General features: G+C 66.1%; 9 protein-coding genes and 1 pseudogene. 4 read left to right on the forward strand and 6 right to left on the reverse strand.

Features of this window, described 5'->3' with window-relative positions:
• Nucleotides 1-4 precede the first annotated feature (4 nt).
• The 6 genes from ACEWQZ_RS09310 to def are packed head-to-tail and all read right to left on the reverse strand — an operon-like array spanning nt 5 to nt 6833.
• Complete coding sequence (locus ACEWQZ_RS09310) at nt 5-1351, reverse strand: sigma-54-dependent transcriptional regulator (RefSeq protein ID WP_476482816.1); 1347 nt, start codon at nt 1349-1351, stop codon at nt 5-7.
• A 54-nt stretch (nt 1352-1405) separates the two neighbouring features.
• Nucleotides 1406-3541 (reverse strand): sensor histidine kinase, encoded by a 2136-nt coding sequence (locus tag ACEWQZ_RS09315; RefSeq protein WP_476482817.1) that lies wholly within the window; start codon nt 3539-3541, stop codon nt 1406-1408.
• Nucleotides 3538-4101: a DUF4390 domain-containing protein gene (locus ACEWQZ_RS09320; protein WP_476482818.1), complete on the reverse strand. Its 564-nt coding sequence runs from the start codon at nt 4099-4101 to the stop codon at nt 3538-3540. Before ACEWQZ_RS09320 ends, ACEWQZ_RS09315 begins: the two co-directional genes overlap by 4 nt.
• Nucleotides 4061-5398: a 16S rRNA (cytosine(967)-C(5))-methyltransferase RsmB gene (gene rsmB / locus ACEWQZ_RS09325; protein ID WP_476482819.1), complete on the reverse strand. Its 1338-nt coding sequence runs from the start codon at nt 5396-5398 to the stop codon at nt 4061-4063. Before rsmB ends, ACEWQZ_RS09320 begins: the two co-directional genes overlap by 41 nt.
• Complete coding sequence (fmt, locus tag ACEWQZ_RS09330; RefSeq protein WP_476482820.1) at nt 5395-6312, reverse strand: methionyl-tRNA formyltransferase; 918 nt, start codon at nt 6310-6312, stop codon at nt 5395-5397. Before fmt ends, rsmB begins: the two co-directional genes overlap by 4 nt.
• 5 nt (nt 6313-6317) lie before the next feature.
• Complete coding sequence (gene def, locus ACEWQZ_RS09335; RefSeq protein ID WP_476482821.1) at nt 6318-6833, reverse strand: peptide deformylase; 516 nt, start codon at nt 6831-6833, stop codon at nt 6318-6320.
• Nucleotides 6834-6936: 103 nt separating this feature from the next.
• Between def and ACEWQZ_RS09340 the strand changes: the two genes are divergently transcribed.
• From ACEWQZ_RS09340 to ACEWQZ_RS09355, 4 genes and pseudogenes are all read left to right on the forward strand, one after another.
• Nucleotides 6937-8130 carry a LysM peptidoglycan-binding domain-containing protein gene (locus tag ACEWQZ_RS09340; protein ID WP_476482822.1) on the forward strand — a complete coding sequence of 398 codons (1194 nt, stop codon included), beginning with the start codon at nt 6937-6939 and terminating at the stop codon, nt 8128-8130.
• A 10-nt stretch (nt 8131-8140) separates the two neighbouring features.
• A complete protein-coding gene (dprA, locus tag ACEWQZ_RS09345) occupies nt 8141-9289 on the forward strand; it encodes a DNA-processing protein DprA (RefSeq protein ID WP_476482823.1) in 1149 nt (382 codons plus the stop codon).
• A gap of 12 nt (nt 9290-9301) precedes the next feature.
• Nucleotides 9302-9778: a Smg family protein gene (locus ACEWQZ_RS09350; RefSeq protein WP_476482824.1), complete on the forward strand. Its 477-nt coding sequence runs from the start codon at nt 9302-9304 to the stop codon at nt 9776-9778.
• Nucleotides 9779-9966: 188 nt separating this feature from the next.
• Nucleotides 9967-12390, forward strand: a pseudogene (locus ACEWQZ_RS09355) (DNA topoisomerase I); the annotation flags it as partial.
• Nucleotides 12391-12467: the final 77 nt, after the last annotated feature.

Here is a 12467-nt window from a genome sequence, read left to right on the forward strand (position 1 = left end):
CCCGCTAGACCTGCTTGGGGTCGATGCCCAGCTGTTTGAGCTTGCGGTAGAGATGCGTGCGCTCCATCTCGACAATCTCGGCCAGCTTGCCGACGCTGCCTTCCACCGACTGGAGCTTGAAGGTCAGATACTGGCGCTCGAATTCCTCGCGCGCCTCGCGTAGCGGCATGCCATAGAGCGCCGGCATCTTGCGGTCGCCAACGGTCTCGCCGGTGTCTGATTGCGCCAGCGCTTCCTCCACTTCAGCGACCGTCACCTCTTCGCCATGGCCGAGGATGAGCAGGCGCTGGACCAGATTGCGGAGCTCGCGCAGATTGCCCGGCCAGTGGTACTGGCGCAGGCGATTCTGCACCGCCACCGGAAAATGCCGATAAGGCGTGCCGTCACGCCCGGGATAGTACTCGGCATAGAAGCGAATGAGATCGGGTACGTCTTCCTGGCGCTCACGCAGCGGCGGCACGTCGAGCGGCAGCACGTTGAGCTGATAGAACAGTGACTCATCGAAGCGCCCTTCGCGCACCCGCTTTTCCAGCGGCTGGCTGGTGCCGGCGATCACGCGCAGATCCAGCTCCGCGCTGTCGGGCCGGTCGGGGTTGACCCGGCCCAGCTCCAGCACCTTGAGCAGGGCTGTCTGCGCGCCCGGGTCCAGCCGCGACACGTCGTCGATGAACAGCACGCCGCCCTGTGCTTCGGCCAGCAGGCCTTCGTCATGCGCGCCGTGCAGCATCGACTGGAACGACGCGGCATCGACCCGCGTGGCCGCGCTGACGAACGGGCCTTCGCCGCGGGCTGAGTGCGCATGAATCCAGCGCGCTGCCTCGAGCTTGCCGACGCCGGCCTCGCCGGTGATCAGCACCGGCGCTTCGTGCTGGGCCACCCGTTCGAGCCGCTGCCGCAGCTGCTGCACCACTGCCGAACGCCCCAGCGGCTCGAGCACGGCGGGCTGACTGCGCTTGAGCCCTTCGTTCTCGCGCCTGAGCCGACCGGCCTCCAGAGCATTGTCGATGGTCACGATCAGCCGCGCCATGGAGACCGGCTTTTCCACGAAATCGAAAGCGCCCAGGCGCGTGGCTTCCACTGCGGTTTCCACCGAGCCGTGGCCGGAAATCATCACCACCGGACAGCGGATCACGTCCGCATCGCGCCATTCGCGCAGCAGGCTGATGCCGTCGGTATCGGGCATCCAGACATCGAGCAGGATCAGCTCGGGCGCGGCCTCGCGCAGGCGCTCACGCGCTTCGGCGGCGTTGCCGGCGACGACGGGCTCGTGGCCCTCGTCGCGCAGAATCTCGCCGATCATTTCGCGGATATCGGGTTCGTCGTCGACGATCAGGATGCGTGCACTGCTCATGGCGTCATTCTGGCACCGATTCGGGATCCAGAGGATACCTCAGCCGGCGAACGATCATCCGGCCGGCAGCCATAATTTCACTTCGGCGCCGCCGGCTTCTGCGTTGGCCACGGTGATGTGGCCACCGTGGTCCTCGACGATCCGGCGCACGATGGGCAGCCCCAGGCCCGAACCGCGCGGCTTGGTGGTCACGTAGGGCTCGAAGATCCGGGCCAGCACCTCCGACGAGAAGCCCGGGCCGTTGTCGCGCAGCAGGATGGTCACCCCCGGCTGCCCATTGTCGCCACAAGCCGGTTCGATCCGGATCTGAATTGCCAATCGCTGCTCGCGTTGCGCCTCCTGGGCGTTGCGCACCAGGTTGATCAGCAGCTGGCGGAACTGTCCGCGGTCGGCCAGGATGCTCAGCGGCGGGTCGGGCTCGATCAGATCGAAACTGATCGGCATATCGCCGCTGGCATAAAGATCGACCACCTCACGGATGACCCCGGCCGGATCCACCGACTCGGCATTGAGCCGCGCCGGGCGCGCGTAGTCACCAAAGCTGTCGACCAGCCGGCGCAGGGCGTCGACCTGTGCGCGAATGGTGGACGTCGCCCGCGAGAGGAGGTCGCGCTGCGGTTCCTGCAGCACCGGCTCGAGCTTCCAGGCCAGACGCTCGGCCGCCAGCTGGATCGGCGTGAGCGGATTCTTGACCTCATGCGCCAGGCGGCGGGCGACTTCTGCCCAGGCGGCTTCGCGCTGGGCCTGATCCAGCACCGTGACGTCGTCGAAGACCACCACATGCCCACCGGCTTCGTCGGGCAGGTCGGAGCCGCGGCAGACCAGCACCAGCGGGGGATCGGTTTCGCCCAGCTTGATTTCCTGACGCCAGTCGCTGCCGGGAGCGGCATGGCGCTCGACGATCAACTCGATCAAGGGCGCCAGATCCGGACGGCTGACGGCCAGCTCGGCAAGCCGGCGGCCGCTGTGATGCGCGGCATCCAGATCGAGAATCCGTGCCGCCGAGTCGTTGAACGCGCTGATGCAATTGTTGACGTCGATGGCGAGCACGCCGGCTGAAAGCCGACCGAGAACGATCTCCAGATAGCGCCGCTGCGCCTCGAGCTGCTGGCGGCTGCTGGCAAGCTCACGCGTCATGGTGTTGAACGAGCGCACCAGAAAGCCCAGCTCGTCGCGGCTGGTGACCTGCAAGTCATGCGGAAAACGACCGGCGGCCAGCTCTTCGGTCGCCTGCGCCAGTTCACGGATGGGCTGGGTCAGCCGACGGGCGGCGTTGAAGGCCAGCAGCATGGCCAGCAGCACGGTCAGCAGCAGCACCAGCGAAAGAATCAGGATCAGGCTCTGCTGCAGCCGAACCCGCAGATAGGTCACGTTCTGATAGCGGTGGTAAGCCGACTCGATGCGATCGGCGAGCTCGCTGAACTGCGCCGGCAGCGGATAGATCGCCTGAAGAATCAGGGTGTCGCCGCCGAGCGTGGGGCTGCCGAGCGTGCGCAGCACCCGAATCCGGATGCCATCAGCAAACGGTTCGGCGGCGGCATACTCTTCGTCCTCGAGCGCCTGGGTGAGCGCAAAGTCTCCCGGGCGCTGAGACACGATTCGCCCCGGGTCGATGCTGGCGCTGACCGTGGCCGAACCGGAGCCGTCGAGCACCGCCAGATCGGTCGGCCCGGCGCTGGAGACGTGTCGCAGCAGTCGCCGGAACAGGCGATCCTCATCGCCGGGATCGATCTGTTCGGCCAGTCGCCGGATCTCGTCGCGGGCATCGCGCGTGCGCAGATCGAGAAACATCTGCCCCAGCTCGATGGAATCAGCCAGCGCCTGCTCGGCGCGCGTGTCCATCCAGCCCTCGATGGTATCGCTGAGAAACTGCATGGCAAACAGATACAGAATCACCACCGGCAGCAGCGTCAAGGCAACGAAAACCGCGACCAGCCGGGCGGTCAGTCGCGCACCGGGCTCATCAGCCCTCAGACGCTGAATCAGGCGCACGGCGCGGCCGATGATGACGCCCAGCAGCACCAGCACGGCCAGGCCGGTGAGCGCAAAGATCCACTGCGCCAGCCGGCCCAGCTGGGTGGCCTCCTGCTCAACGGTCGAGACCAGATACAGGGCCGCCAGCAGCAGCACCAGCACCGCAGCGATGGGAATCGCCCGCAGAACGCGCAGCCGCCCCCGTCGTCCGATCATTCAGCGGCCTCCGCCGGGCGATTCGGCCGGCGCTCGCCCGGAGTCAGCGGCTGCCAGTCACTGTCGAGCTGCCACTGCGCCTCGAACCAGGTCGGCAACCGCATCGGCGACGGCAGGCGCGTGCGGTCGAGGCGAATCCTTGCCCGCACCAGCGAAACGGACTCATCCGGCGCCAGCGGAATGCTCCACGAGCGCGGCAGGCGCAGCTCGCTGATGAGCATATTCAGGCGGGGAAAGGTCTGGCGGGTGTCGTTATGCAGATCATGCAGCTGATAGTGGCGGCTCAGCGGCAGATAACTGATGCGAAAACGATGGCGCCGCCGCTCGTCCAGGCCCGGCAGCCAGACCCGCCCCGAGGAAGCGCGCAGGGCCACCAGAAAGGTGAGGTCGACGCCGCGCTCGAGCGCTTCGAGCATCGCCGGGCTGGGGTCGAGATCAACGCCGGCAATGAAGTCCAGGCCCTCGCCGGTCCAGCGCAGCTGCGGGGCGATGAAATCAACCCGCCAGTCGGCGGCTGCATCACTCCGGCATCCGGCGAGCGGCAAAGTAATAGAAACCATCACAGCCATGCTCACCAGGCAGAATCTGGCGGCCCGGGCCCATGGACCGACCGGGCATGTCGCTGTTGTCGATGGCTCGGGCATCTGCATGGCGCTCCAGAAAAGTGCGGGCCTGCTCGTCGTTTTCGACCCTCAAGAGCGAACAGGTGGCATAGACAAGGATACCGCCAGGCTCCAGCAGCGGCCACAGCGCGTCGAGGATCTCCCGCTGGGTTTGCACCAGGCGCGCGATATCCTCGGACCGGCGCAGCCAGCGAATATCGGGGTGTCGACGAATGACGCCGCTGGCCGAACAGGGGGCATCGACCAGAATGCGGTCGAAGCGCTGGCCGTCCCACCAGTCTTGCGGCTGTGCGGCATCGCCGGTCATCAGGCGGGCCTCCAGACCGAGCCGCGCCAGTCCGTCGCCCACGCGGGCCAGGCGCTCGCCGTCGACATCCAGGGCGGTCAGGTCAACGCCGTGGCGCTCGAGGATATGGGCCGCCTTGCCGCCGGGTGCGGCGCAGGCGTCCAGCACGCGCTGGCCCGCGCCCAGATCCAGATAGTCGGCCGCCAGCTGGGCGGCGCCGTCCTGCACCGAACACAGGCCGGCTTCAAACCCCGGCAAGCGGCCGATCCCGGCCCGCTCGGCCAGCCTGAGCGCGTCCGGAAAGCCAGGGACCGTTTGCGCCGCAATGTCGGCCTCGGCGAGCCGGGCCAGATAATCATCGCGGTCGGTCTTTCGCCGATTGACGCGCAGCCACAGCGGCGGCGGCTGATTGCCGGCGGCGAGAATGTCGTTCGCGCTGGCGCCGTGATCAGCTTCGATCCGCTGGATCAGCCAGCCGGGATAACCACAGGCGAACACGGCGCTGTCGGGCAACTGGGCCAGCAGTGCGTCACGTCGGCGCAGGAACGTGCGCAGCACGCCGTTGACCAGCCCGGTCAGGCGCGGGCCTGACAGCGCTCGCGCCGCTGCCACCGCGGCGTGGACCACCGCGTGATCAGGCTCGCGCCCGTCGCGCAGCTCGTGGAGCGCCACGGCCAGCAGAAAATGCAGGCGGCGGTTACGCCCTCGCAGGGGTTTTTCGACCAGCCGCCCGATCAGCCAATCCAGCGCCGGCCAGTCGCGCAGCACGCCGTGGCTCAGCCGTCGGGCGAGCGCACGATCACGCGAGCCGGGCAGAGAAGCCAGCAGCGGCAGGAGCGCGACATCGAGCGCGCGGCCCCGGTCGATGACCGCCAGAACCGCTTGCGACGCGAGCTGGCGAGGGGCGGCCCCATCGGCCTTTACCGGCCCCTGCTGGGTCGCATTCACGATGCGGCGCGACGCGCGTTGAACCAGTCGCGAGCCGACACCGGGCGCTTGCCCGGCGCCTGCAGCTCGAGAATTTCAAGCACGCCCTGCCCACAGCCCACGGCAAGCACTTCCGGCGCGCTCTCGGGCAGGATCGTCCCCGGCGGCGCATCTCCGGCCGCCGGTCGGGCGCGGTGGATGCGCCAGTTCTGGCCGTCGACTTCCGCGAAGGCCACCGGCCAGGGCTGATAGGCGCGCACCATGCGCGCCAGCTCGGCGGCGGGGCGCTGCCAGTCGAGCTGCGCGTCGCTCTTGCTGATCAGCGGCGCATGTGTTGCGCGCGATTCGTCCTGTGTCGTTGCAGGCGCCAGGCGGCCGCCGTCGAGCTGGTCGAGCGCATCGACGAGCAGCTCGGCGGCCAGCTGCGCCAGCCGATCGTGCAGCTCGCCAGCGGTTTCCTCTGGCCCAATTGACGTGGCCTTCTGCAGCAACACCGGGCCGGTATCGAGGCCGGCGTCCATCTGCATCAGCGAAATGCCGGTTTCAGCGTCGCCGTGGAGAATGGCCTGATTGATGGGGCTGGCACCGCGCCAGCGCGGCAGCAAGGAGGCGTGCAGGTTCCAGCAGCCGTGGCGCGGCAGCGCCAGCACCGCCGGGGGCAGCAGCAGGCCGTAGGCCGCGGTCACCAGAAGGTCGGGCTGATACGCCGCCAGCGCGGCTTGCTCCGCATGGCCTTTCAGGGACGCCGGCTGGAGCACGTCAATGCCGGCATCGACCGCCAGCTGCTTGACCGGGCCAAGGCGCAGTTTGCGACCGCGCCCGGCTCCGCGGTCAGGCTGGGCCAGCACCGCAACCGGCCGCCAGGCCGCGCGGTCGATCAACGCCTGCAGGGCCGGTACGGCAAAGGCCGGCGTGCCGGCGAAGATGATCCGCATACGAATCAGGCCGTGACTTTTTCGCGGCTGCCCTGCTGCTTGCGCAGCTTCTTGCCGATCATGCGACGCTTGAGCGGCGACAGGTAGTCAACGAACATCTTGCCGTCGAGATGATCGATTTCGTGCTGAATGCACACCGCGGCCAGGCCGTCGACCTCCCGCTCGAAAGGTTCGCCGTCCAGATCCAGACCGCGAACGCTGATCTTTTCAGCACGCGTGACCTCGGCGTAATGCCCCGGCACGGACAGGCAGCCCTCCTCGCACACCTGGCTGCCGCTGCGGTCGAGAATTTCCGGGTTGAACAAAACCTGTGGCTGATCGCGCTCTTCGCTCAGATCCATGACGAACAGGCGGATGTCCCGGTTGACCTGGGTCGCGGCCAGGCCGATGCCATGCGCGTGATACATAGTCTCGAGCATGTCGCGCGCCAGGGTCCGTTCAGGTTCGCCGACCTGGTCGACGGGACGGGCGACACGGCGCAGCCGGGGATCGGGGTATTGAAGAATCGTGAGTTTTGACATGGGATTTCAAGAAAACCGCTTAAAGGTGCGTTTTGCAATGACAATGTTTATGATAGTCTGCGAAAAATCAAGCCTGTGGGCAACGTTCGAGGGAGTCGCTTCAGTGAAACGCATACTTATTCTGACCGCCATTGTACTGGCGGCGTTCACCGTACAGGCTCAGGACGTGGAATTGCGCGACGATCACCCGCGGGAGTACGTCGTGCAGGAGGGGGACACGCTCTGGGATATCGCCAGCCTGTTTCTGACCCGGCCGTGGCAGTGGCCGGCCATCTGGGATGCCAACCAGCAGATCGAAAACCCGCACCTGATCTATCCGGGAGACGTCATCTCGCTGGCTTTCATCGGCGGTGAGCCACGGCTTCGGGTCGACGACTCGGTGCGGCGCCTGACCCGGGAGGTGCGGCGCGACCCCATCGACGGTCCGGTTTCGACCATTCCGCTCGAGGCCATCGAGACCTTTCTCAAGGCGCCGCGCATCGTTTCGGCAGAGGAATACGAGCAGCTGCCCTACATCATCGCCAACAACGAACAGCGCATGCTGGCCGGACCGGGTGACCGCACCTATGCACGCGGCCTGGACACGGCCCGCGTCGGCGACGATGTCGTGCTTGCGCGCGTCAACTACATGTTCGAGGATCGCAGCGTCAATCCGAACAGCGACGTGCGCATCAAGAAAAAACTGATTGACACCCAGGGCCGCCAGGTGCGCTCGGAGGTACGCCCGGCCAGCGGCGTCTGGAAAGCAACCATCGGCCAGATGGAGCGTTATGACTACCCGGTGATTGGTTACGAGCTGTGGGAAACCGCCCGCGGCCGCGTCGTCAAGACCGGCGACCCCGCCATCATCGAGATCACGTCCGGTCGCAATGAAACCATGAAGGGCGACTTTGTCCTGCCGGTCCAGGACCACGTCTACGAGCCGAACTTCCACCCGCGCGCCATGGACGAGAGCCCCGAAGACGGCCGCGTCATCGCGATTACCGGCAGCAACTACGGCGCCGGCCACTATCAGGTGGTGGCCGTCAACCTGGGAACGGCCGACGGCATCGCACCCGGCCATACCTTCTCCGCCTTCCGGCCGGGCGCCACCATGCGTGACGACCGCTTTCCGCTGATGAGCCGCGCTGCGTTCCGGGAGCCGGAAAAGCGCTACGTCGACCTGCCCGACGAGTTTGCCGGGCGCATCATGGTGTTTCGCCCGTTCGAGCACGTCAGCTACGCTCTGGTACTCGAGGGCAGCGCCAACACCATCCAGGTCGACGACGTGCTCAAGCACCCGGATCAGAGCCTCTGACGCGCGGGCCGTGCCCGTACCCGAGCGCGCAGCCGACTGGCTCAAGCTGATCCTCGTCGACGGCCTCGGGCCGCGGCGAATGGCTGCGCTGGAGGCAGCCTTTCCGAACCCGCTCGATGCCGTCGAGGCCAGCGAGGCCCAGCTGCGCCAGGCCGGGCTGACACGGCGGCATATCGAGCAGCTGCGTCACCCCGATCAGGACCGGCTCGAGCGCTGCCTCGCCTGGCTTGCCGGCGAGCGGCGCTGGCTGATCACCCGCGAGGACGCACTCTACCCACCGCTGCTCAAGCGCATTCCCGATCCGCCGCTGGCGCTGTTTGTTGCCGGCGACCCCAACATTCTGGTCGCGCCGCAGATTGCCATCGTCGGCAGCCGCAACGCCACCAGCGGCGGCCTGCAGCACGCGCGCTCGTTTGCCGCCACCCTGGCACGGGCGGGGCTGACCATCACCAGCGGACTGGCCGAAGGCGTGGATGGGGCCGCCCACGCCGGCTGCCTTGATGCCGGCGGCACCACCCTGGCCGTGGCCGGCACCGGCCTGGACCGGGTTTATCCCGCGCGGCACCGCGATCTGGCCGGGCGCATTGCCGGTTCAGGTGCCCTGCTGAGCCAGTTCCCGCCGGGCATCGGCCCGCTGCGGGGCAACTTTCCGGCGCGCAACCGCATCATTTCCGGCATGAGTCTGGGCGTGATCGTGGTCGAAGCCAGCCTGCGCAGCGGCTCGCTGATCACCGCCCGCCTGGCCAGCGAGCAGGGCCGCGAGGTGTTCGCCATCCCCGGATCGGTACACAATCCGCTCTCGCGCGGCTGCCATCGCCTGATTCGCGACGGCGCCCGGCTGGTTGAAACCGCCGACGAGGTAGTCGAGGAGCTTGCGCCGCTGGCCAGAGAGCTGGCCGGCGAAATCGAAGGTTTGCTGGCGCCCGCTCCGCCCGCGGCCGCTTCAGGGCTTGAGGAATCGGCTTCGTCGCCGCATATGGAGGGTGACCCGGACTACAAGCGCCTGCTCGAGGCCGTTGGCTTCGACCCCACGCCGGTCGACGAAATCATCCAGCGTTCACAATTGACGCCCGCGGCGGTATCCTCGATGCTGTTGATACTGGAGCTGGACGACCAGGTCAGCGCGCACCCCGGCGGACGCTATAGCCGCAATGCCTGAGGAAAGAACTGCATGAAAGAAAACGTGCTCGATCTGCTGATGTACCTGTTCGAGAACTATATCTACGAAGAGCCCGAAGAGGAGCCCGATCGGGAATCGCTCAGCGACAGCCTCGAGGAGGCCGGGTTTTCGAACGGGGAGATCAACCGCGCCTTTGCCTGGCTGGACGGCCTGGCGGCGCAGCGCAGGCTGCCCGAACTCGGTGGCCACGAGAATAATCCGATTCGGGTGTTCACCGACGAGGAGAGCCGCCGCCTGGACATCGGCGCGCGCGGCTTCATCATGTACCTCGAAAATACCGGTGTCCTCGACCCGCTCCGACGCGAGATGGTGATCGATCGCCTGGCCGCGCTGGAGTCCGGAGACATCGACCTCGAGGACGTCAAGTGGGTGGTCCTGATGGTGCTGTTCAACCAGCCCGGGCAGGAAGCCAACTACGCCTGGATGGAGGAAATGATGTTCGACCAGGAAGGTGAATATCAGCACTGAGCGCGCCGGCGAACCCGACCGCGGTGTCACCGGTGACGGACACCTTCGTCAACCCACCGCCCCGGGGATGCCCGGCACGACCGGGGCGCACACGCAAGAATGATCAACCCGAGCCTGCGGCGTCGCCGCGGCACCCCAACGCGACCGACGGCTCTGGCCGCGCTCGCCGCATCAAGAAACTGGCTTAAATGGCAAAAAATCTACTCATCGTCGAATCGCCGGCCAAGGCGACCACCATCAACAAGTACCTCGGCCCGAGCTTCAAGGTGCTGGCGTCCTACGGCCACGTGCGCGACCTCGTACCCAAGGAGGGCGCGGTTGACCCCGAACAGGACTTTGCCATGCGCTACGACATCATCGAGCGCAACAAGAAGCACGTCGACAAGATCGTCGCCGAAGCAAAGAAAGCCGACGCGATTTATCTGGCCACTGACCTGGACCGCGAAGGTGAAGCGATCTCCTGGCATATCGCCGAGATCCTCAAGCAACGCGGCGCCAACTCCAACAAGACGGTCAAGCGGGTGGTGTTCTCCGAAATCACCGAGCGCGCCATCAAGAAGGCCCTGGAAGAACCGCGCGATCTGGCCGGGTCACTGGTCGATGCGCAGCAGGCGCGGCGCGCGCTGGACTATCTGGTCGGCTTCAACCTCTCGCCGCTGCTGTGGAAAAAGGTGCGCCGCGGCCTGTCGGCCGGACGCGTGCAGTCGCCGGCCCTGCGCATGATCGTCGAGCGCGAGGAAGAAATCGAGAAATTCGAGCCGCGCGAATACTGGACCATCGAAGCTGACCTCGGCGCCAGCGAAGACGAAGCCTTCAGCGCCAACCTGGTCAAGCTCGACGGCGCCAAGCTCGAGCAGTTCGATATCACCACCGAAGCACAGGCGGCCGAGCTCGAGCAGCGCATCGACCAGGCAGCCAACGGCCGCTTTCAGGTTGCTCGCGTCAAGAAGAGCCAGCGCCGGCGGCGGCCGCAGCCGCCATTCATCACCTCGACGCTGCAGCAGGAAGCCGCGCGCCGGCTCGGCTTTACCACCAGCCGCACCATGCGCATCGCCCAGCAGCTCTACGAAGGGGTGGATACCGGCGGCGGCAGCCAGGGCCTGATCACCTACATGCGGACCGACTCGGTCTCGCTGGCCGGCAGCGCCATCAGCGAGATTCGCCAGACCATCGCCTCCGAGTTCGGAGAAAAGCTGGCGCCGGAAAAGCCCAACTTCTACCAGTCGAAGTCGAAAAACGCCCAGGAGGCTCATGAAGCCATTCGCCCGACCGTGGCGAAGCTCACGCCGATCAAACTCAAGAACCGCCTGAGCGACGATCAGTACCGGCTCTACGAGCTGATCTGGAACCGCGCTGTCGCCAGCCAGATGATTCCGGCCGTCTACGACACCGTCAGCGCCGAGTTCGATGTCGGCGACACCACCTTCCGCGCCTCGGGTTCGACCCTGATCGAGCCGGGCTTTCTGCGGGTCTATCGTGACGGCCGCGCCGAAAAGGACACCCGCCTGCCCGAAATCAACGAAGGCGACGAGATTCCACTGATCGCAGTGCGCCCCGAGCAGCACTTCACCGAGCCGCCGCCGCGCTATTCGGAGGCCAGCCTGGTCAAGGCGCTTGAAGACTTCGGCATCGGCCGCCCATCGACCTACGCCTCGATCATCCATACGCTCAAGGATCGCGAGTACGTCGAGCTCGAAAAGCGGCGCTTCATCCCCACCTCCACGGGGCTGGTCGTGGCCAAGTTCCTGGCGCAGCACTTCGATCGCTATGTCGACTACGACTTCACCGCCCGCCTCGAAGACGAGCTCGACGCCATTTCCCGCGGTGAAAACGATTGGGTGCCCCTGCTCCGGGACTTCTGGCAGCCGTTCATCGATCGCGTCAAGGAAAAGGAAGAAACGGTCAGCCGCAAGGAGGCTCAGCAGGCGCGCGAGCTCGGCACCGATCCGAAATCCGGCAAGCCGGTCATCGTCCGGCTGGGCCGCTACGGCCCCTTTGCCCAGATCGGCGCCGCCGAAGACGACGAAAAGCCGCAGTTCGCCGGTCTGCGCCCGGGCCAGAAAATGGACAAGATCACGCTCGAAGAAGCGCTGGAGCTGTTCAAGCTGCCGCGCAACCTCGGCGAAACGGATCAGGGCGAGCCGGTTCAGGCCAATATCGGCCGCTTCGGACCCTATATCCGCTACGGCGAGCGCAATTTCGTGTCGCTGAAGGAACACGACCCGCACGAAGTCACGCTCGAGCAGGCCCTGGAACTGATCGCCGAGCACAAGCAGCGGATGAAGGAACGCATCATTCAGGAGTTCAGCGGAGAGGGCATCCAGGTACTCAAGGGCCGCTACGGCCCCTTCGTTACCGACGGCAAGCGCAACGCCAGCGTACCCAAGGATCAGGAGCCGGAGAAGCTCACGCTCGAAGAGTGCCAGAAGATGCTGGCCGAGGCTCCGCCCAAGGGACGCCGCGGCAAGTTCGGCAAGAAAAAGGCCGGCGGCAAGAAAGCAGCAGGCAAGAAGGCGGCAAAAAAGAAAGCCACAAAGAAGAAATCATCGAAGAAGAAGGCCGCCAAGAAAAAGGCTTCGAAGAAGAAGACTGCAAAGAAGAAGGCTTCGGCTTGACCGTGCTGGCCGGGATCAGCTTCCCACAGGACGGCGAATATCCCTGCCCACACTTCACCATGCGTGTTCACTAC

The sequence above is a fragment of the Wenzhouxiangella sp. YN1 genome (assembly GCF_056324145.1).